The following is a 21,329-nucleotide window of genomic DNA, read 5'->3' on the forward strand; positions in this document are numbered from 1 at the left end:
CACGAAGTCGCTTCAAAAGCAGGGAAAAAGCTTTCCACTCTGATTCAGTGTCAATTACAGCAATGGATCTCTGCTTTACCCAATTACATCAAGGCTTATCTGCCTATTCCAAGCTGCGAAAGTTGAGATAGAATAAACCCTATTTGCATTAAGAACTGAAAAAGCGTATTCCTTGCAAGCAATTGCCGCTTCTGTTGCGTAACCTTTGTGCCAATACGCTTTTTGAAACAAAAAACCTATTTCCAAAATTCCCCTCCCCATCCAGTCTTGCATTGTCAAGCCACATTGACCAATCATTTCGTTTGTTTCTTTTAATACAACAGCCCAAAGTCCAAAACCATATTCTTCATATCTTTTAAGATGTCTGTTAAGCCAATTTTGTGCTTCTTCTAAGTTGAATGCACTTTCATAAGCAGCACGCATTACTTCCTCATCACACAATATTCTGCACAATGCATCATAATCGGACTGCACCATTTCTCTAATTATAAGACGTTTTGTTACTATAAAAAATCTCCCACCTTTCTATTGTATCAATAACCTTTCAAAAATTCCTTATCCTGCCCCGTTAGCTTAGCAAGAATAAGCAGAAAGCCGAAGTTTGGTATTCGTTTCGGTTACAGTAAACAGGCACGATTTCACCAACATATTCTTCTTATTCTCATATTCCTTGCTATCTATAAAAAGAAACCATGTCAAATATTGTTGCAAATATTTGGTGGCAACACCATTAAAGCGGTCCATCCATTTCTTCAAGCGACTGTGGTAACTGTTTACGTTCTGGATATGGTACACGCCTTTTACCCGTTGTTTTCCATCGGATTTGAATCTGTAATGAGCCAAGCCCTTTGAGTTCGCATAGGAACTAAATGCTCTCCACGAATCAGTGCATAGCACGTTCGACTCAGATCTATGAATGCCAATCGTCGAAAATCCTGAATGGGTTGAGGAAATACTGAATATGGTGCCTTAATCGTGCTAAAAGGACAGCGAATCGCTGCCCTTTTTCTTTTTAAGCTGCCCCATCGCTGGCACCGATATCGAACGCTTCTTTGCAAGTGATGATAAAACACTCAATCACCTTTTCGTCTCGAATAGTCTGTCTTGCTTCAGCCTTCATTTCTTCTACCTGCTCCTGACACAGAATACCGATCTCCTTCTGATACTCCGCATCCGCCTGACCAATTCGAATCTGGCTGCCCAGACTGTAGCCAAGTTTATAGCACTCGAGTGTATGCACTTCAATCAGACTCTGCATGAACGGATGATCCAAATAAGCTCTGCCATCGGCCTGCGACATACCCGCATGATGCCGAAACGCATTTCCCATCCTTCTCACGATCTGAGGGATGGCCTCTTCATGTCCTTTTCTGATATCTTGAATCAATATATGAAGCAGCTCCGGATGCCGAAGGCCATCCTTGGCCAGCTCCATCTTCATTCTACCTATAATATGTCCTGCCGATTTCCTGCCAAACAGCTTGCCGAATAGCCCCATGTCATTCTCCTCTTCTTCGTTGTCTATTCTAAATGATTCGACAATTCTTGCATAATTCCCCCTCCCCTTCTCATTCCATTTAAAATCCTGGTGTCCCTTCATTCCGGGCATTGGCTGCTCTAATTTCCTCCAGTTTTTGTACCGCCTGCTCTAACGTCATCCGGCTCAGCATCATTTCTTCAATAGGAACCGACATTTCCTCTGGGTTAAATCCAATGACCAGTGAAGAATAAGCGTCTACGATCATTCGTTCCTGCTGCGATGCGGCAAGCTCCGAGCGTTCCGGTGTCATCTTAGCGGTCGCAACATGATGGAACAACGATTCCGTAAATACGTCCCGATATGCATCATCCAATGAACCCGCCGTCAATTCTATAAATTGCTCAGCCAACGCTTTATTTGGACTATTCGCATTGACATACATCATCATCAGATCATTGCGGACATAATTCCCTTCCGGTTGAAAGCCGAAGTAAAACGGCATGAGTCCAAATCGGGATTCCTCCCCTTCCGCCTGCAATTCGGTATGGATGTAGGTATCTGATCCGATGGCCATCGCATACTCCCCGCTTCGAAGCGCCTCGTTCTGTCCCTCCCAGCTGTTATTCGGGAAGGCATCGCCTAAATACCCTTGATTTGCAAGCGTCAAGTACCAATCCAAGTACACCTCAATCTCGGGCATCTCCGTCAGCTTCAATTGGTTTCGGTTCAGACGCTCTACCATATTCGAATAATTGGATGACATCATGCTGAGTCCGAATTGAGGATAGACAGGCCAAACATCCTTGAATCCCATATAAAATGGGATTACTCCCGCATCTAAGAGCTGCTCGCAGGCCTCATAAAACGTCTCCAAACTGGTCGGCACTTCAATTTCAAGCACCTGAAAAATCTCTTTATTATAGATCACGCCAAAAATCGAACCTTCCCATAAGGGAAATCCATAAATTTCAAAATTGTTCGTGATTTGCGGAATGACAAACGGCTTTAAATCCTTCACCCAAGATGCCTCAGAAAATGCAACAAAGCTTTGTTCCGGATGAAGTGCCTGCATCTGCGCTCCGCCATAAAACATGACAAGGTCTGGTATGACATTAACGGCAAACTTCTTTTTAATAATCGAAGCAGCAGAGTTGCTTGGCACCGTTTCAATGTCCAGCTCCACTCCTGTCTTCTGCTGAAAGCTTTCAATGGCACGTTGAACATACGGCTCATTCAGCCATACCTCACTCGTCAAGAGCTTTAACGTCGTTGGACTATTTTCAGGCGCTTCTGCTTGCTCCGGCCTAAACAATGAAACGAGCCACCACACATTCATGACGAGAAACAACACCAGCCCCGCTAACATGATCCTAATCATTCTTGACCTGTACATCGCAGGATCCTCCCACCTCTGATCCAGAGATCAGGCGCTCTCTGAATTTGGATGGACTCATTCCTTCCAAGCTTTTGAACACTTTACTGAAATACAATGGGTCTTCATACCCTACTCTAGCGGCAATTTCCTTTAGAGGCAGATCGGCATGTACGGACATGAGCTGTTTCGCATGCTCGATACGCAGTTGGACCAAATATTTGTTAGGGGACATATGAAAACGCTGCCGAAATAATTGAGCAAGGTAATCCTTATGGTAGCCAAATTTCTCCTGCAAATCATCGTATGAAATAGGAGTATCGAATCGGCTTTGCAGATAAACGGAAATCTCCTCCGCCAAATCCGCCGAAGTTGATTTAGCACCATCCATGTGTTGTGCGTCAGCAAAATAGGCATCCTGGACAAGCTGCAGAAAAGCATGAATTAAATCTTGATCGTCGGTATACGCGGCAAAGAGCTCCTGCAGATCCCAGCTGTCTATAGCCAATTGATTCATCCTTGCATGAAATCCTTCTACGATTCGGTTGAAAATCCATTCCACCCGAGCTTGCGAGTATGCACGCTCCTGCCACTTCCTCGCCCAAGATAACAGTTCCTGCTGAAATATCGTAAATTCCGTCTCCCGAATCAATCTGTCACAGGTTCCTTTATCTTCCGTATAATTCATTGGGCTTTCTTCCTCCACAAACATACGAACCACTTCGGATTTGCCGATATGCAGCCTGGAATGGGAACTGCTGATCAAAGCTTGAATCGAATCCGGGACATCATGAATGGAGGTGATCGACCTGCCCACGAACACGTGCAGCGGGATGCTTCCGGTTTCTTTCTCTTCAAGCAGCGAGAGCAGTGGATCTACCATCTCCTCTTCCTCCAGCTCACGTCCCCCGCCCAGCAGAAGCAGCTTTTGATTCGAAGCCAGCCCTTCGACGAGCAGCTGTGATCGAACCGCTTCCGGCTTCAGCCCCCGTAATCTGTCCAAGAACGATGGTCCAAAGAAATCCTTCCCCGGGTTCATGGGATCGTGAAGATTAGAAGCCAGATTACCTGCCACAAGCAGGATCGGACAGTATACTTCCTCCTGAAACCACGAAGCGCCTTCTTCGGGGAAATCGCCTTCCCGAAAGCTGCGAAGCATCCACTCCCGCATGTGAAGTTCCCGCTTCTGTTCAAGCTGTACGGCAAGCTTCTCCAGCACTTTCTTCAGCTGAGCAGGATCAATAGGCTTCAAAATATAATCGCTGACACCCAGCTCTAATGCTTTTACCGCATAATCAAATTCGGCATAACCGGATAAAATGACCCATTCGATATCCGGCTGCTCTGCCGACAATTCACGAATCAGCGTCAGCCCGTCCATCATCGGCATACGGATATCTGTAATGACTACATCCGGATTCTGTTCGCGAATGAGAGCCATGCCATCCTCGCCGTTATACGCACATCCCGACACCTCGAAGCCAGGCTGAAACGATTCAATGAGAATTTTGGCCATTTGCAGTATAGGGGGTTCATCTTCAATCAGCACGATTCGATACATGTTTATAAGTCCCTCCTATTCGGATCATCGCTCCGCCTTCTTCGTCCTCCCGGTTATGAAAGCTAATATAAGCTCCTTCGGGATCCATCAAGTACAGCCGTGAAAAAGCATTGACGACGCCGATGCCTTCCGATTCCTGATCGGCCCCCAACATTTCCCCCGTTGTTTTAAACTTCTCAATGCGTTCATAAAACCGCCCAATCGTTTGTTCATCCATACCGACACCATTATCGATAAACTCGATACACCACCGATCTAAGGTCACCATCGTATTCACCTGAATACGCCAAGGCGGCTTGCGGGCAGCAAAGGCATGCTGGAACATATTTTCGACGAACGGCTGGAGCACCAGTTTAGGAACCTGTACGTGCCCGATGCCGGGATCCATATCAATCTCATATTGGAACAGTCCCTCATATCTGCGCTCCATCAGCATCAAATAATTTTGGATATGCTTCATTTCTTTCGCAATGATCGTCTGTCTGCTGTCCTGCTTCGTGACATAACGAAACATTTCAGACAGCGCCGTCGACATCTCGACCACATCGTGATTCCCCTTCTTCAGACCATGCGCACTAATGACAGACAGCGTATTGTACAGAAAATGCGGATTAATTTGAGCCTGCAGCGCAGCCATATTGGCCGTCATTTCATTGCGATGAGCCTGCTCCGTTCGTTTAATGTGAATCTGAATCTCGTCCAGCAAATTTTTGAATGCTTGTCCAAGCAGCATGATTTCATTATTCGTACTTGAGCTGTACACGAACTTGTTTAGATCCTTCGCATCCATATCCAGAATAGATCGCTTCAGCCGCCGAATAGGGCGGGTAATTCCAAGTGTGTAGATATATAGAAATACGAGCGTTATCATGACGGTTAAAATGTAGATGGCGATGGTCGTATTGCGTAAAACAATGATGGGACGCTTGTACGCGCTGATGTCTTCCACCATTGCAATGACCCAATCTTCATTTCCGGATTTGGCAAAAGTAACCGCGTAGGTACTGCCACCCGCTCCTTTCATTTCCAAATTACCGGAGGAGCGTGTAAACAAATCGCCGCGAAAAAAGTCCGACTCCGAAAGTCCGGTTCCCTCAGACAATCGATTAAGCACCACATTATTCCGCTCGTCAACAATCATAAAACCAGCACCGCTGCTGTCCTCATTAAAGGAGAACAACTGCTCGAAATGCTCCAGATCATAACTGATTTCAATAATGCCATACACATTAAAATTATCTCGAATGGGACGAATCAATGAAATGACCTGCTTCCCCTCTTCAGACCAGCGTTCCTTGTGCGGCAGCAGCAGAATATGATCCATACTAATCCGGTTCGTCTGCATCAGTTCCGGGACCCCCGGCACGTCCGCCACGTTTTCTTTGCTCATCGTTTGATGATTTGCATTGCTACCTAGGCTGATATAGTCCATATATCTGGATACAATCACGATGCTGCCTTTAATCGGCTGAAGACTTGTGATCGAATACAGAACATCCCGAACTTCCTTGCTGACCTGCGGTTCGTTATCGAAATAATTCTCGTTTCGGTCGTACGGAATATCTCGCAGCACCTGTTGTATATAATTTGAAGCGTTTACAGAAATAGAAATGTTGTTCATTTCCGTCAGCATCGCATCAAGCTGTTCCTGTACTTTTTGTGTTGTCTGCAGTTTGTTTTGGACGATGTTCTTCTCAATGATCGATTCTGTATACAAATAGAAGATCACATTCGTCGCCAACAGGATTACGAGGACGCCCAAGGATAATGAGATGAACAGATAGTATTGGTACTTTAATGTTTTAAACATGGATTCACCTCATCAGGCAGCTTGCTCTTTCATTAAATTGTAAGAGGTTTAAGCATGTTTTACCTATGGAAATTCCCGATATTCCATATGGAGAATTCCGAGATATCCACCTATTATAGCAAAACAACGGGATAATTGCGGCAAAAGAAAAAACTGGGAAACAGGCACAATGACCTCTGTGCGTGTCCCAGCTTTTAAACGTCATATTTATTTTTCGATCGGTTGAATCGTGTACCGATGACCGATTTCAGTTAAAAAAACAAGCTTGCCCGAATCATCGCTGCGGCCAATCTGAATACCATCCTCATAGACAACAACGGCTTCCCGATAATTCACTGTACAAGTTTTGCCTGCCAAGGAGAGAATCTCGGCCTGCCGCAAGCCTCCGTTCTTCCAATCGATAGATACTTCAAAACCATTTCGCGCACGCAAACCCGCTATACGTCCATTCGTCCAATCTGACGGAAGTGCAGGCAGCAGGTGAATGTATCCCTCGTGAGACTGCATGAGCATCTCCACCAGCCCTGCCGTAAATCCGAAATTGCCATCGATCTGAAACGGCGGGTGGGCGTCGAACAAATTCGCGTATACACCGCCTTGATGATAATTCATCAATTCCCGCTCATCCACAAGTTGAAGCAAATGATCGATCAGTTTAAGAGAACGTTCACCGTCAAGGAATCGAGCCCATAGACCGATCTTCCACGCAAGACTCCAGCCCGTTCCTCCATCGCCTCTCCTTTCCAAAGTACGTCTAGCAGCCTGGAACAGCTCCGGCGTTTCGGAAGGAGTCAGCTGTCTTCCTGGATAGATCGCAAATAAATGGGAGTTATGGCGATGCTGTGGTTCTTCATCCTCAAAATCTTCGGACCATTCCTGCAGCTGGCCATGCTTTCCAATCTGAAGCGGCTGCAGATGTTCCAGCGCATTCCTCCACTCCTGGACCAAAGCTTCATCTGTACCTAATAGCTCGGCGGCCTCAATACAATTCGACAACAATTCCCAGATCATTTCGATATCTGCAGTCGATGCTATACTCACACCCGCCGCATTCCCATTCGGCGTAATAAAGCGATGCTCCGGTGAAGTCGATGGTGCCGTAATTAGTGTTCCGTCCCCTTTGTCAATCAACCAATCGAGACAGAACAGCGCGGCTTCCTTCATAATGGGGTATGCTTCTGTCCTTAAATAATCCGTGTCCAATGTAAAACGGAAATGTTCAGCCAAGTGCTGTGTAAGCCATACGCCGCCCATCGGCCATATGGCCCAGACTGGATCCCCTTGACCGTAATCGCCGACCGGAGACGACTGTCGCCAAATATCCGTATTATGATGGGCGACCCATCCCCGAGCTCCGTAATGCGCCTTCGCCGTCTCCCTTCCAGCTATGGCAAGTTCTCGGGTCATATTCAGCAGCGGTTCATGGCATTCGGAGAGATTGCATGTTTCCGCGGCCCAATAATTCATTTGTGCGTTAATATTCAGCGTCCAGTTGCTGCTCCACGGCGGTCTGACCTCATCATTCCATATCCCTTGCAGGTTGGCAGGCTGTGAGCCTGGACGTGAGCTCGAGATCAGAAGATATCTTCCATAATGAAAGAGCAGTTCGATCAGCTTCCGATCCTTTGCGCCGTATTCCGCAATTCTGCGGTCTGTCGGAAAATTCTCCGTATCATAGCTTCCTTCCAGCGTAAAAGACACTCGATGAAACAAGGATTGGTAGTCAGCAACATGGCGTGCGTACAGTTCATCATAGCTGTAAACCGCAGCCTTCGAGAGAACCTCTTCTATCAGCTTGGCCGGATCTTTACCTTCCTGCAGATCAGGCTTGCGGTCAAAACCGTTAAAACTCGTCGCAGCCGCGAGGTAGATCGTGCAGCTGTCCGCACCTGCGACATGCAGCCCGTCACGGTCGACATGGCACTTTCCACCTTCATGCTGAACCGTTAACCTTGCTTGGAAGCGCATGGACTGGCTTGTATCCCAATCTGCATACTGAATCGGCTGCTCTGTGTCATAATAACTCGGATCGATGTGCTCCGGGCATAGGCCTTCCAGGATCAACTCTTCCTCCGTTTGGTTCGTCCGATATTTCAGCTTGCTCGCAAAGCCTGCGGTAAAACTGATTTTTCCCGGGCGGTCCGCCTGCAGCCTTATGGCAATCACTTGATCAGGGAATGAACTGAAGATTTCCCGTGTATATTCGGTCTGCCCGACCCGATAAAGCACCTTCACCGTCCCCGATTCTAAATCCAGATATCTGCGATAGGGCCATTCTGACACTTCGAACGGCGTGCTGCTGTCCGACAGATTACCGTGCTGAAATCTCAAATATAGATCACCCATCGGCAAATAGGATTGATTATACGGACCCATCATCGATTTGCAGAGCTGATCCGCCTCTTCATATTTCCCTTCCATCAGCAGGCGCCGAACCTCAGGAAGCACCTCCTTCGCTCGGGGAACATTCGTAGCTTGCGGGAATCCCGACCAAAGGGAATCCTCGTTCAATTGAAGATGCTCCGTCTCAATCCCTCCGAACACCATCGCTCCCAAACGTCCATTGCCGATGGGAAGCGCCTCGGTCCACGCATAAGCCGGGCTTCTGTACAACAGCTTCATCTAATCGCCTCCTTCGAAGTGCTTCAATCCTTTCACTTCACATAGTTCATCATGTAAAACCGTCTTTTGTCGAAGTGCCTAATGGTTCGCGTATTACTCCTTTACAGCACCTGCGGTTATTCCTTGTGCAATAAATCGCTGTGCGAATATAAAGACAAGAATTGCCGGAATTCCTAAGATGACGAGTGCGGCATTATACCTGCCAGCATCCGCCGGATTCATACCAAATACCCCTTTAAAGCTGCTGATCGCCATCGTCGCCGTCGTTAAATCTTTATCCGTTAAATACATGAGCGGGAATAAGAAATCCTGGAACGACCACATAATCGACAAGATCCCCATATTGGCTAAGATCGGCTTGGCCATCGGCAAATAGATCCGGCTGAAAATTTGAAAGATGTTCGCTCCGTCGATTCGAGCCGACTCCAATAAGTCATTCGGCAGTCCATCGAAATAGTTGCGGCAAACCAATATGACAAACGGTAAATTCATCGCGACTTGCGCAAGAACGACTCCCCATAAGGAATTGTACATGCCGATATTTTTCAAAATGAAGAAAAATGGAACGAGTGTTACGGCAGCCGGAATGGACAAACACATTAGCACCACGATATAGATGCCTTCTTTGCCCTTAAAAGAAATTTTGGAGAAGGCGTAGGCTGCGACTGAACCGATGAATAAAATGAGCGTCGCATTCGCTAACGCGATAAATAACGAGTTGAAAAACGTAAGGTAAATTGGAATATCCGCAATCTTATGTGTAAGGACGTATATATAATTATCGATTCCATTCACACGCAGCGAGTTTCGAATCGCGGAATATACAGGAAATACCCAAAGCAATGTAAGAACAAGAAAAAACAGAAAGATCACGGTCTTTTCTTTTTTATTCGAAACGATTAAATCCATAATCCCACTCCTCAGGTTTATTTACGTGAAGATCTCCGGTAAACACTCAGCTGAATAAAGGAAATGACGAGTGCGATCAACAGTATAATGACAGATGCGGCGGATACATATCCCATATCGGTTCCCATTTTTACATATCGGTAAATGTACGTAGATGTAATTTCGGTTGCGCCCGCAGGCCCTCCGTCCGTCATTAAGAAGACGCGTTCAAATTCCCGGAAGCTGGCAAGCAGCATGGATAAAATAATCGTTTTGTGTGAGTTTTTGAGAAGCGGGAATAAGATAAAGCCGATAATTTTCCACATGCCTGCACCATCGATCACCGCCGCCTCCAATATTCCGGTGTTCAGCGTCGTTAATTCAGATGTGTAATACATCATCGGAATCCCTATTAAATAAATCGATACGAACATGACAGAGTACAGAGCCAGCTGCGGATCTCCCAACCAGCGAAGCGCAAACTCTTCCAATCCGATCGACCGCAAAAACACGTTTAACGTACCGAATTTGTACTCCATCATTAATCCGAATACGGAAGCCGTCAGTGCCATCGGCAGCAAGCTAGGCAAAAAGTAAATACCATGCAGTAGACGGCTGCCTCGGAATTTAAAGCTGAGAAAGATCGAAACCAGAAATCCCAGCGTCAAGCTTACAAAAATACCAAATGCAGAGAGTACGAAGTTGTTGAAAACGGATTTAAAAAAACGATCATCGGATAGAACCAGCTTATAATTGTCCCAACCTACAAACTCTGCGTTCAAAAATGATAGATTAACATCCTGAAAGCTGGTTTTTATCAAAAAATAAAAACTAAAAACAAAAAATACGCCAAATAAAATCAATGTCGGCAAAATAAACAGATATCCTGCCACATTGTCCTTCAGTTTCCTCGACCAAGTTGCTTTGGATCTGGCTGTTTCCATACTTCCCCTCCCCTATCTGTATGAACGATGAAAGGGCTGCCGCCGTTACATAAGTAAACTGCGGCAGCCCTCAGATGACATCATGCTAGTTGTATTTACCCGTCTCGAATTCACTCTGAATATTTTTAACCGTCGTTTCGATATCTTGTCCGGAAAGAATCACCCTCTGCAGCTCGCTTCCGATAATGGCACTTAGAGAAGATAGGTTGTTCCGGTCGGCGGATGGGTTTTGAACCAGCTCCACCATACGCTCGTAAGATGCCTTGGCCTCATCACTCGTCAATGTTTCTGCCTGCGGTGTATATCCTACTTTGCTTGGCACGACGATGAATTGATCTCCCAGCATGTCTGCCCCTTCCTCCAGCGTCATAAACCGAATGAAGTCCATTGCTTCTTTCTTATGCTCTGATGTTTGTGTCACGCCCAAGCCGATATCAATGAAAGAGCGAATGGATGGCGTACCTTCGCCGCTCACTGCTGGGAATGCCATTAAGCCAACATCTTCAAGCGCAATTTGCTTATCAGCCCGAATCGGCTCCGACAGCAGATAAGATTCCCAAGTTCCCTGCACGAACATGGCTGCCTGACCGTTAGAGAATACTTCGAGAGAACGGCTGTAATCTAGGTCCATCACATCTTCCGTCATGACGCCATCTTCAAACATTTGCTTAAAATCTTGAATCGCTTGGACGTATTCTGGCGTATTGAATGAAGCCTGATTGTAACGAATATCGTTATATAAGTCTGTTTGCTGTCCAAGAAGAGACAGCACCACTTCATCCAGCGTCCAGCCTTCTTTGCCGCCAATCGCCATTGGCATCACATCCGGCTTCTTCTCCTTTAAGACGCTTGCGATCTCTTTCAAATCCTCATACGTCTGAGGCGCTTCTAAACCGAGTTCCTTCAGAATGCCCATATTGTAATAGATGACCATCGCACCGGCGCTTCCCACCGGAGCCGTCACGAACTCTTCGGTAATTTTTCTAGCCTGCTCGATGGAACTGGCATCGTATTTCGTTTCCCAATCCGCACCGACATATTCCTTCATCAGGCCGTCCATCGGTTCCAGATAAGGTTCAATTTGCGCCGCGAAGGCTGTTGCCTGTACTCCGACGATATCGATGTCTTCACCTGTCGTCAGCGCAATCGGCACCTTCTGCTGATAATCCAAGCTAGGATATACACTGACATTCACTTTGATATTCGGGTACTTTTCATAAAATTTATTTAAAATCGGCTCCCATACTTCTGGAGACGGATGCCATGTCCACATATTCAGGGATACCTTTTCCTCAGATCCTGCCGCCTCCGAGTTCCCAGATGAATTCGCATTATTCCCGCTATTGTTATCGTTGTTTCCACATGCCGCCGCCATGACGACCATAAACACTGCAAGCAGCACAGCCAAACTTCTTTTTACCATTTGATTCATTTTCATTCGTCCCCCCTGTTAGCGTTTCCATCATAATTTAAACTTCTTTTTATTGACGCTTCGAAGTCGTCCTGTATGTACTCATTATAACGATTGTCACCAAAGCGAGGTATGGAGGATGTCGGGCAATTCATATGGATTATTCCGAAAAAGCCGAAAAAAGGTTTATCCGATCTGGTGAAATGCATCTCGTTAAAAATGAGAAAAAGCCTCTTGCTTGAGGCTTTTTCTGATCAACTATGCTATTTAAAACTCACAGCTCTACCATCGCTTTAATGACTTTCGATTCCGGATTCAGCCACTCCTCAAAGCGGCCTGCCATCTCATCGAACGTCGCACGGTGCGTAATATAACGATCCACATCGATGCTCCCCTGCTTCACCGCTTCCATGACCTCCTTAAAGTCTGTCATGGTCGCATTGCGGCTGCCCATCAGCGTCATTTCCCGCCGGTGGAAGTCCGGGTCATGAAACGTGATATCCGCTTTCACTAAACCGACATAGACCAGCTTTCCGCCATGTGCGACGAATTGGAAAGCCTGCATCATCGAATTCGCATTGCCTGTGGCATCAAAAACGATCGTCGGATAATCACCGCCCGTTAACAGCTCCAGCTGTGCTCCGGCATCTTCTAGCGCGTTCACCGTTTCATCTGCGCCTGCCCATTCCCGGCAAAAAGCGAGCCTGCTGTCATTGATGTCCATCGCGATGACGCGTGCCCCTTTATACTTAGCAAAAGCCATCACGCCGAGTCCAATAGGCCCCGCTCCAATCACGAGCACGGTTTCACCCGGCTTCATGTCCGAACGATTCACAGCATGGGCACCGATGCTCAGCGGTTCCAGAATTGCCGTCTGATCCAAGGTGAGATCGTTCGTCTGAATGAGATGAGAGACGGGAACGGAGATCCGCTCCTGCATTCCTCCGTCAATATGAACCCCTAGCACGTTCACCTGCGTGCAGCAATTCGGTTTGCCGCTGCGGCAGGCGATACACTGACCGCATTCCAAATAAGGAATGACCGTCACCTGGTCTCCTGCCTTTAGCCCCCCATCATTGGGACCAATCTCTTCAATAATTCCCGCCAGCTCATGTCCAAGGATTCGGGGATACGTAAAGAACGGCTGGTTGCCGCGGTATGCATGCTGATCCGTGCCGCAGATGCCGATTCTTTTCACACGGACCATCGCATTTCCATCCTGAAGCACCGGTGCTTCCTTTTCAATCTGTTTAAAACGTCCGATCTCTTCACATACGATCGCTTTCATATGAACGCCCTCCTTATTCATTATGCTGATTATATTCAGGTCTTCCACTAGACCAGGTTTTGTTCAGAACAGGCTTCAATAGATCGATTACTTCCTCCAGAAGCTCCGTATTCATTTCCTCTTCCAACCAGCCAATGTTTTTACGGATGTTATCCGGGTTCGCTGTACTCACCAACGTTGTTGGAATACGCTCATTCGAAGTTGAAAACTGCACGGCCAGCTTCGCGATATCTTCACCACGTGAAGTGCAGTAGTCTGCAGCCTGCTTGCATACCCTCTTTACCTCTTCAGGTGCAGGATGCCAATCTGCTGCCTCCCGTGTGCTTAATAATCCCATCGACAGCGGAGAAGCGTTCACCAGTCCGATATTTTTCTCCTCCAACAGCGGCAGCAAATCGAGCAGCGATGTATCGTTTAAGGAATAATGACAGTACGAAATGATCGCATCCAGCTCTACCTTCGGCACGAAGGTTTCGAATAGCTGCAGCGGCAGTCCGCTGATGCCTTTGAAACGAATTTTTCCCTCCTGCTTCAATTGATCCAGTGCAGGAAGCGCCTCTTCCAAAATGATCTCAGCCGGTACAAATTCAATATCATGCAAAAATAAAATATCTACATAATCCGTATGGAGCCGCTTCAAGCTTTCATCCAAGCTGCGGATGATGCGCGTCTTTGAGAAATCGAATTCATCCGCACCGTAGCGGCCAGCCTTCGTGGAAAGATAGAACCGGTCGCGCGGGATGTTCCGAATCGCCTTTCCCAGCATCGTTTCGGCCTTGGTTAATCCGTAATAGGGCGACACGTCGATGAAATTGATTCCAAGATCCAATGCCGTATTCACCGTTTGGATGCATTCGGCTTCATTCACCTCACGAAATACGGAGCCCAGCGATGATGCGCCAAAGCTAAGTGCCGATACTTCCAAGCCTGTTTTTCCCAGTGTTCTATATTTCATATTCGATGATCCCACCCTTTCATGAACTTCATATCTTTCATTTTACCGTTCATATCAAAGATGAAAACCAACGATTTTCACTTATTTGTGCTCGATTTTGATATAATAGATTTACTTTAGGCTCTAATGAAAGGATCGAGCATCATGAATCCTATCCGTAAACAACTGATTGAAAACAATCCTTTTCCATTCGATTTGGTCTATCAAAATACGAAGCAGCCCGAGCATGAGCTGCCTGATCACTTTCACGATGGATATGAGCTTGTCTATGTATACAAAGGCTTGGGGAGATTTTTTATAGGCAGCACCTTCTACGATATGAGGGAAGGCGATTTGTTTCTTCTGCCTCCGAATACGATCCACCGCGCGTTCCCCGATGAGAGAGAGCCGGTCACTTCTACGGCCTTATTCTTCGGTCCGTTGCTGATGAAATGGGCAGGCGATGATGCATATTCCCCGATTCGATGCTTTGAAATTGCCCGAAAAAAGAGTATTTATAAAATGGAGCTGGCAGGTGCGGTGAGGAGTCAGGTGGAGGAACTACTGGGCCGAATGCACCACGAACGTGTACATCAAAGCTTCGGGTACTCTCAAGCGATCGTCATTCATTTGCTGCACCTGCTCTTGTGTTTAAATCGCCATTCTTTCACATCAGACCCTTCTCTGGGTGAAGCTTTTGCGCTCATGCCGAAATGGATGAAGGAGATTCTGCCTTACATTGATCAGCATTTGACAGGGCCCATCGGCTTATCGCATTTAAGTACGAAAGCCTCCGTCTCACCACCCCATTTTTCAAGAGTATTCAAGCAGTGGACAGGAATGAATGTGACGGATTTTATTCTCAGCAAACGAATCGTCATGGCGAAGGAACAGCTTGTCACAACGGACGAGAATATCGAGGTCATTGCCTCCCATTGCGGATTCGAGAGCACGTCCTATTTCTATAAAACATTCAAACGAATTACAGGGATTACCCCTACCGAATACAAGAAAAAATACCGGGTATGAACCGTTACATTTTATGAAGATGATTGGTAGATGAACTTGCCGGGATGAGCTTCTCTCCTGTTTTGTGCCCAAATAATATGATCGGGATGAGTGTCAGTCCGAACGGAATGCTGATCCATATGTCAGACCACTCGATGAGCTGTTCATGCAGCAGCCTGTAAAATAAGTACAGCGAATAAGGCAAGGTGATGAACACTGCCGTCGTCACACCCGGAACGAGCATGTTTACAAACAGCGCTTGCCCGATGTGCATGAACACATGAAGCAGCAACACCGCATTAAAAGCTAAAAACATCAAGTACATTCCTTTTTCCGCTGCCAAGTAGGTAACTGGAATGAATATGATAAATTCGATGCAAACCGCGACGGCGAATTGCGATGACGTCATGCGTGAGAAGGACTGCAGATCCTTATGAAACCGTGCAGGCACTTTACTAAATATGCGCCTGTGATGCCGCCGAAACCAGGGCTCGATGCGGATAATCTCTTCAAAATCGTGAAGCATAAAGGCGACTAAAAACAACCAAATAAGCGATGGTACACTGATCGCTGAATCTAGCATCGAAATCAAGTACAAGCTCTCCTTTATATGCGAATAAATAACAATGTTTTCCGCCGTCATTATAATGGATATCCAGATTGCGGGCAATGCACCAAATAAAAAAGGAAGGGATGCCCCTTCCTTTTTTATGTCTTATTCCTCATATCTATTCATTAGCTTGCAAAAACGTAATGAACTCTTCAGCATATTTGGACAGCATCCACTTCGCTAAGGCCGAAACATGTTCCTGATGCGCATCTTCACCTAACTGCTCCAAATATTTCTCGGCAAATTGGACAGCTTTCTGCACTGAGCCTTTGTCTAAATGATGCTGCGCCTGCCGCAAAGTATTCGATAGCTGGTGAACCAGCGGACCTGATAAATCATTGGATGTCTGGAATATTTCCATCCAGTTTTCCAAGACCGTCACGTATCCTGGTGTCACCGTAACGGTATTGGACATCTCCGATTCACCGCTTGCATTCACACCCTTGGCATAGTAGGTGTACTCGACGCCCGGCTGCGCAGTTCGATCATAGAACGTATTGACTTTGCCGTAACCTACATATTCCACGACGCCGTTCGCTTCTCTGTATACGTTCACTTGACTTTCACCACTGCCCGATGTCCAAATAAAGCCAACAAACGTATCGCCGACCCAGCCTGCCTCAAAATCTATTGGAGCGGTAGGTAATGGCATTGTAATCGTTATATCATCTGACTGCGCGCTTTCTCCCATTTCATTGACAGCCGTCACCTTGTAGCTGTAACCCGATCGGCTGACGCTGACGCTGCCATCCACATACGAAGCGGATGACGTGCTCCCCAGCAGAGAGTAGGTACTTTCTTCATTCGCCTTGCGATAAATATTGTAGCTTTCCGCATTGCCTACCGGATCCCACTTGATTTCGAAAGATGAATGAGCTGAGGAAACCTCCGTTAAACCGGTCGGTGCTTGCGGCATCGTTACCGGAGGCTTTGTTGTTGTACTAACAGGCGCGGACCACTCCGACACGCCTCCTATGCCCATCGACTGCACTTTATAATAATAGGTCGTTGAAGGCTTCACATTGCTGTCTGTGTATTCCGCACCAGCCGTACTGCCGATCTTCACGTAACCGCTGTCCGTACCCTCTGCCCGGTATACGCTGTAACTTACAGCCTGTTCCACAGGTGTCCACTCCAGCACGACACTCATGCTGCGCGTTACAGGAATATGGAGTCCTTGTGGTGTTGCAGGAGCAGGCACATTCGGATCATAGTTGAACACTTCTGCCGGATCAGAAGGAAGAGACTCTCCTCCGCCGTTCACCGCAGATACATGATATTCGTAGGTCACCCCGAGTTCAGTGTTTGAATCGACAAGCATCGGCACAGCCGTGCTCGCGATAATTCTTTGGCTTGGATCATTCGAAGAGCTGCGGTAAACGAAATACGTCTCTGCTCCAGATACCGGCGCCCAATCCAGCGTCACAGATCCACCGTCCGATAAATTCGCCGCAAGTCCTGAAGGACGTTCCGCCGGAGGTGCTTCTTGCGAATTCGTCTGCTTCACGATGACAAAGTAGTTCATGCGTTTGGAGTTATTGTTCTTTCCCGTCACCACATAGGAGCCTGCATCATAATGCCTTTTATACAGTTGGAACTGCACAGGCTGCGTATCCTCAATGTACTCCCCTGTATCTTCATACGCCGAGGTCAGCCACGAAGCCGGTGATACTCTCGTATCGAGTGCCACGTATACATCCGCATCCGCAGCTAGATAGAAGGACAGCACATCGTCGTTCGTAGCGCTTCTCGAGTCAACCGCAGAACGCACATATTCCAAGCCTTTCACATGTTCCTGTATGGACACGAATTGATACTGCCTGTCGCCCGCTACCAAATCGCCCGGCTGCAGATTTTGTTGTATCGACCAATCCTTCGCATTATCGAGCCCGCTGCTGCTGTTATCATTAACCACCGCGCTTCTGATGATATCCCCATACATCGGAGCAATAATATCCAGTCCAGGTTCCGGCTCATTCGGTTCCGGCTGTGGTTCAGGCTGAGGTGGAGTGAAGACTGGACCAGACCATGGAATCGGCTCCATAGGATATTCTTCAGGGAAACCTGGAGCAGCGAGTTCATTCAGATAATCCTCGAGGTTCGTATATCCGTCTCCGTTGCGGTCCCCATTGCGGTCGGATGGATCATTTGGATCGAGTCCGTTCGCTTCCTCCCACGCATCAGGCATACCGTCCCGATCCGTGTCTGCAGGAGCCGTCGCCTGCTTCAGTGGAGCATATCCACCCATATCATTTTCGTCACCAATAATGACGCCATATTGATATTTCACGCCGTCCATCGTGCGTTCATCGATGAGATCTCTGACTAAGGACGCACCCGCATGTTCAAGCACATATTCATAAGCCACTTCCGGTTCTTGGGTATGTACCGGAGGATATGCGAAGCGCTCAGGCACCAATACGCTTGGCCTTGCTTCTTCCATCATGCCAGCGCCGGTATCTGTACCATCCAATACTCCGTTCTTGTTGCTGTCGATGCGGTTATTGTGGAGATACAAGCTGTAGTTTTCATTCCCGCGTACAACTGCATATTCGGGATTTTTAGAATTTTTACCGGCGATGAAATAGTTGCCGACAACATTGCCGTAGCCTTTCGTACCAGATTCGCCGCCAGCCACATACGGATAGTCTCCCCAGTTGTATACGATATTGTTGACGAAATCAATCTGACCTTTGGTTTTTGGATTCCTGTCATTGTTGTGCGCATAGAGGTTATGATGCATGGTGATCGTATTCATTTCGATCAGCCCGCCCATGGAATGCGTCAGGAGACCTTCTGAAATGATCGACCATTGTACTGTGATGTTTTTGGATTTTGGATTCTCGTAATCTTTACTGAGTATCGATAAAACCTCATCCGTTCCCCATGAGAAGGTGGAGTGATCAATGATTACGTTTTGGCAGTTTTCGAAATACATCGTATCGTCTTTGAAGTCGTGCATACCGATGCGGAAACGCATGTAGCGAATAACGATATCGTTGCAATCAATGAAGCGAATGTTGTGCCCCTTGATTGTAACCCCGTCTCCAGGTGCGGTTTGACCCGCAATCGTAATGTTGGACTTATTCCGCACGACGATGCGCGGTATTGTGATCTCGCCCGAGATGTCAAAAACGATCGTGCGCGGCGTATCGCCAGCCGTCATTAGCGCGTCGTGGAACGTTCCCGGACCCGTCAGCTCATAGCTGGTGACATGATACACTTCACCGCCGCGGCCTCCCTTCGCTGCATAACCGAAGCCCTCAGCTCCGGGGAATGCTGGAAGCTCGTTGTATGCTGCGCTCACCGTAGATGTGTTAGGAGGGAAAACAGAAAAGCATAGAACAATCATTAGAAATAAAGGCAATATTTTCTTCATGCCGTACCTCCATCCATTGTTTTTTCAAAGATCAACGTTTGAAACTGCTATGCCTGATGTTCCCCAGTCCAATTTCCGCTGCATTGAACATCTAATGTAATCGTTTACAAGATGTTAGATGGTCATCACTTCACCTTCTGCTCACCTCCTTTGAACACATCTTACCCACAGCATCCTTTGCAATTCAATTGTCCATTTTTGCATTTTCTGCTGCGAAGTACGGCTAAAATAGTGCAAAGAGAGTGCAAGAACATTTGGTCGAATCGTCTTCCCCACGTGTTCGCACCGAAGGAAAATATAACACTTATGCAGGATCTGAAAAGGCCGCAAAAAAACACTAACACTCCTTTTGGCGGATGTGTTGATGGTGTAACGTATTTGCGTATATTGATGCTTCCTCATCATGTTCATTTGATTTTGTTGATAAATATTTGTCTATAAGTTTTACATACAACAAATATTCGCTTAACACGAGTTTAGTATATTGAATGTTAGGCTAACCAAATGAAAGCGATGCTCAAACGACGCCATCATCATGATCTGCCTGCTTAAGATTGTCATTGAGCTGGCCTCGACGAAGCTGAAATACAAAATTAAATTAGGATGCAGTCGATAAGGAGGAATCATGGATGAAGAAAAATGCGAAATTGCATTGGGTTCGCCTGCCGCTGGAAGGTATCGAAAATTGCCGAGAGCTCGGGGGATACAGTACAAGCAGAGGCCAACAAACGGAGTGGCATCGTTTTTTACGATCCAGCGATATGAGCCGAATGACACAAGAGGACAAGCAATTTTTAAAAGAATATGGGGTAACGACCGTCATTGATTTACGCGGAGAAGATGAAATGCAGACCCATCCCAATCCGCTTGCGGGAGAGTCATTTTGTACGTATCACAATATTCCTCTGATTACACGTCAAGTCTCTGAGATGGAACGTCCAGCGGAAGATGCGTTCATTGGCGATTTCTACATTGAATTGTTAGATCATCATGCTGCCGTTAAGCGTATCTTCGATACGATTGCCGATGCACCAGAAGGCTGCGTTCTGTTCCACTGCCAAGCAGGAAAAGACCGCACCGGGGTATTAGCGATGCTGCTGCTCGGACTGGCAGGCGTAGCGCAGAAAGATATCGTCTCCAATTATGAAGTTACTTATTCCTGCTTAGAGTCCGTGCAGAAGCAAGAAATCGTGTTCGATCATATTCCAACGTCATTTCTGTACTCGCACCGAGATTACATCGTTAAAGCCTACGAGCATCTTGTAGCTCATCACCAAAGCGTAGAGCAGTATTTATTGGCTAAGGGCGTGGAGCCATCGGTGCTGGACCGGGTGAAACCACGCTTGGTAAAAATGGAAGATGCGGTAGTATCTTAATCCGCCAATTCGAAAAGAGAAGTGCCTTCGCTGGGCACTTCTCTTTATGCTCGCATAAGCGAATCATAGAATATGTGTACAATTCATCAACCTCTGCGCTTCCGCACCTAAGCCCATCTGTTCCAGCTTATCACATACGATTTGGAGCGATTTCAAGTGCATGATGTACTGAGCTTGGTAATCCCGCACAAAGGATAATATTGTTTCTGCAGCTGCTGAGCCCAGAAAAGACTCCAGTTCATCTATCTCCTGATATAGAATTTCCCCACTGCTCCATGGGTGCGGAACATAGCGCTCTTTAGGTTGAATGGTTCCAAGTGGGATGACCCCCAGTCCATCTTTTGTTTCAAGGACGATTCTGGTGCTTCTTTCCGCGCGGAGCTCTTGGATGTAATCGTAAGGATCAGCAATCGGTTCGAGTTGAAAGGTTTCGATGGCGGATTGGTAGACAAACTTCTTCTGTTCCAACCACCACTTCCGATGATCGAAATGTTCTGTTGTCTGATCCACTTGCTGCTCTTTTCTGTGAAAGCCGTATTTCCTCGTATTACCGTTGTCGCTGGAACAAAGCGGGGGCCAAGAACACTTGAGTCTAAAGAAGGCAACAGGATGCCCGGTAGAACGAATTTCGTCTACAAGGTATAAG

16 protein-coding genes and 1 pseudogene are annotated in these 21,329 nt (G+C 46.9%); 2 read left to right on the forward strand and 15 right to left on the reverse strand.

Features of this window, described 5'->3' with window-relative positions; translation table 11 throughout:
- Positions 1–75: 75 nt before the first annotated feature.
- From ACFPXP_RS10990 to ACFPXP_RS11045, 12 genes and pseudogenes are all read right to left on the reverse strand, one after another.
- Entirely contained in the window at positions 76–507 is a 432-nt protein-coding gene (locus ACFPXP_RS10990) for a GNAT family N-acetyltransferase (protein WP_379894265.1), read from the reverse strand.
- A gap of 66 nt (positions 508–573) precedes the next feature.
- Positions 574–924 (reverse strand): annotated as a pseudogene (locus tag ACFPXP_RS10995) (IS1595 family transposase); the annotation flags it as partial.
- Between the two features lie 88 nt (positions 925–1,012).
- A complete protein-coding gene (locus ACFPXP_RS11000; RefSeq protein WP_379894251.1) occupies positions 1,013–1,498 on the reverse strand; it encodes a hypothetical protein in 486 nt (161 codons plus the stop codon).
- Positions 1,499–1,577: 79 nt separating this feature from the next.
- Positions 1,578–2,873: an ABC transporter substrate-binding protein gene (locus ACFPXP_RS11005; protein ID WP_379894252.1), complete on the reverse strand. Its 1,296-nt coding sequence runs from the start codon at positions 2,871–2,873 to the stop codon at positions 1,578–1,580.
- The gene (locus tag ACFPXP_RS11010) at positions 2,851–4,413 is read right to left on the reverse strand and encodes a response regulator (protein ID WP_379894253.1); all 1,563 of its coding nucleotides are present in this window, start codon (positions 4,411–4,413) and stop codon (positions 2,851–2,853) included. Before ACFPXP_RS11010 ends, ACFPXP_RS11005 begins: the two co-directional genes overlap by 23 nt.
- On the reverse strand, positions 4,391–6,223 hold the full coding sequence (locus ACFPXP_RS11015) for a cache domain-containing sensor histidine kinase (protein ID WP_379894254.1): 1,833 nt from the start codon (positions 6,221–6,223) through the stop codon (positions 4,391–4,393). The genes ACFPXP_RS11010 and ACFPXP_RS11015 overlap by 23 nt, the downstream gene beginning before the upstream one ends.
- Before the next feature lie 207 nt (positions 6,224–6,430).
- A complete protein-coding gene (locus tag ACFPXP_RS11020; RefSeq protein WP_379894255.1) occupies positions 6,431–8,845 on the reverse strand; it encodes a glycoside hydrolase family 95 protein in 2,415 nt (804 codons plus the stop codon).
- 93 nt (positions 8,846–8,938) lie between these two features.
- The gene (locus tag ACFPXP_RS11025) at positions 8,939–9,754 is read right to left on the reverse strand and encodes a carbohydrate ABC transporter permease (RefSeq protein ID WP_379894256.1); all 816 of its coding nucleotides are present in this window, start codon (positions 9,752–9,754) and stop codon (positions 8,939–8,941) included.
- A gap of 17 nt (positions 9,755–9,771) precedes the next feature.
- Entirely contained in the window at positions 9,772–10,677 is a 906-nt protein-coding gene (locus ACFPXP_RS11030) for a carbohydrate ABC transporter permease (protein ID WP_379894257.1), read from the reverse strand.
- An 85-nt stretch (positions 10,678–10,762) separates the two neighbouring features.
- Entirely contained in the window at positions 10,763–12,115 is a 1,353-nt protein-coding gene (locus ACFPXP_RS11035) for an ABC transporter substrate-binding protein (RefSeq protein WP_379894258.1), read from the reverse strand.
- Positions 12,116–12,362: 247 nt separating this feature from the next.
- Positions 12,363–13,376 carry a zinc-binding alcohol dehydrogenase family protein gene (locus ACFPXP_RS11040; RefSeq protein WP_379894259.1) on the reverse strand — a complete coding sequence of 338 codons (1,014 nt, stop codon included), beginning with the start codon at positions 13,374–13,376 and terminating at the stop codon, positions 12,363–12,365.
- 13 nt (positions 13,377–13,389) lie between these two features.
- Positions 13,390–14,331: an aldo/keto reductase gene (locus ACFPXP_RS11045; protein WP_379894260.1), complete on the reverse strand. Its 942-nt coding sequence runs from the start codon at positions 14,329–14,331 to the stop codon at positions 13,390–13,392.
- A gap of 144 nt (positions 14,332–14,475) precedes the next feature.
- Here ACFPXP_RS11045 and ACFPXP_RS11050 point away from each other — a divergent pair, with 144 nt between their 5' ends.
- Positions 14,476–15,339 carry a helix-turn-helix domain-containing protein gene (locus tag ACFPXP_RS11050; RefSeq protein ID WP_379894261.1) on the forward strand — a complete coding sequence of 288 codons (864 nt, stop codon included), beginning with the start codon at positions 14,476–14,478 and terminating at the stop codon, positions 15,337–15,339.
- Positions 15,340–15,343: 4 nt separating this feature from the next.
- Here ACFPXP_RS11050 and ACFPXP_RS11055 read toward each other — a convergent pair whose 3' ends face one another.
- Both ACFPXP_RS11055 and ACFPXP_RS11060 read right to left on the reverse strand, forming a co-directional pair.
- On the reverse strand, positions 15,344–15,901 hold the full coding sequence (locus tag ACFPXP_RS11055; RefSeq protein WP_379894266.1) for an HXXEE domain-containing protein: 558 nt from the start codon (positions 15,899–15,901) through the stop codon (positions 15,344–15,346).
- 145 nt (positions 15,902–16,046) lie between these two features.
- Complete coding sequence (locus ACFPXP_RS11060; RefSeq protein WP_379894262.1) at positions 16,047–19,307, reverse strand: FIMAH domain-containing protein; 3,261 nt, start codon at positions 19,305–19,307, stop codon at positions 16,047–16,049.
- Positions 19,308–19,936: 629 nt separating this feature from the next.
- On the opposite strand from ACFPXP_RS11060, the gene ACFPXP_RS11065 reads away from it, so the two are divergent.
- A complete protein-coding gene (locus ACFPXP_RS11065) occupies positions 19,937–20,683 on the forward strand; it encodes a tyrosine-protein phosphatase (protein WP_379894263.1) in 747 nt (248 codons plus the stop codon).
- Between the two features lie 63 nt (positions 20,684–20,746).
- Here the strand turns inward: ACFPXP_RS11065 and ACFPXP_RS11070 are convergent.
- Positions 20,747–21,329: hypothetical protein (locus ACFPXP_RS11070; protein ID WP_379894264.1), on the reverse strand; the 583-nt coding region annotated here is incomplete at its 5' end.

Origin of the sequence: Marinicrinis lubricantis, from assembly GCF_042658665.1 — a bacterium.
GTDB classification, from domain to species: domain Bacteria; phylum Bacillota; class Bacilli; order Paenibacillales; family KCTC-33676; genus Marinicrinis; species Marinicrinis lubricantis.

Excerpts from the sequence above, each read along its gene's own strand:
- ACFPXP_RS11000 (WP_379894251.1), bottom strand. The coding sequence starts at position 1,498 with ATGGGGCTATTCGGCAAGCTGTTTGGCAGGAAATCGGCAGGACATATT.
- ACFPXP_RS11005 (WP_379894252.1), bottom strand. The coding sequence starts at position 2,873 with ATGTACAGGTCAAGAATGATTAGGATCATGTTAGCGGGGCTGGTGTTG.
- ACFPXP_RS11010 (WP_379894253.1), bottom strand. The coding sequence starts at position 4,413 with ATGTATCGAATCGTGCTGATTGAAGATGAACCCCCTATACTGCAAATG.
- ACFPXP_RS11015 (WP_379894254.1), bottom strand. The coding sequence starts at position 6,223 with ATGTTTAAAACATTAAAGTACCAATACTATCTGTTCATCTCATTATCC.
- ACFPXP_RS11020 (WP_379894255.1), bottom strand. The coding sequence starts at position 8,845 with ATGAAGCTGTTGTACAGAAGCCCGGCTTATGCGTGGACCGAGGCGCTT.
- ACFPXP_RS11025 (WP_379894256.1), bottom strand. The coding sequence starts at position 9,754 with ATGGATTTAATCGTTTCGAATAAAAAAGAAAAGACCGTGATCTTTCTG.
- ACFPXP_RS11030 (WP_379894257.1), bottom strand. The coding sequence starts at position 10,677 with ATGGAAACAGCCAGATCCAAAGCAACTTGGTCGAGGAAACTGAAGGAC.
- ACFPXP_RS11035 (WP_379894258.1), bottom strand. The coding sequence starts at position 12,115 with ATGAAAATGAATCAAATGGTAAAAAGAAGTTTGGCTGTGCTGCTTGCA.
- ACFPXP_RS11040 (WP_379894259.1), bottom strand. The coding sequence starts at position 13,376 with ATGAAAGCGATCGTATGTGAAGAGATCGGACGTTTTAAACAGATTGAA.
- ACFPXP_RS11045 (WP_379894260.1), bottom strand. The coding sequence starts at position 14,331 with ATGAAATATAGAACACTGGGAAAAACAGGCTTGGAAGTATCGGCACTT.
- ACFPXP_RS11050 (WP_379894261.1), top strand. The coding sequence starts at position 14,476 with ATGAATCCTATCCGTAAACAACTGATTGAAAACAATCCTTTTCCATTC.
- ACFPXP_RS11055 (WP_379894266.1), bottom strand. The coding sequence starts at position 15,901 with ATGCTAGATTCAGCGATCAGTGTACCATCGCTTATTTGGTTGTTTTTA.
- ACFPXP_RS11060 (WP_379894262.1), bottom strand. The coding sequence starts at position 19,307 with ATGAAGAAAATATTGCCTTTATTTCTAATGATTGTTCTATGCTTTTCT.
- ACFPXP_RS11065 (WP_379894263.1), top strand. The coding sequence starts at position 19,937 with ATGAAGAAAAATGCGAAATTGCATTGGGTTCGCCTGCCGCTGGAAGGT.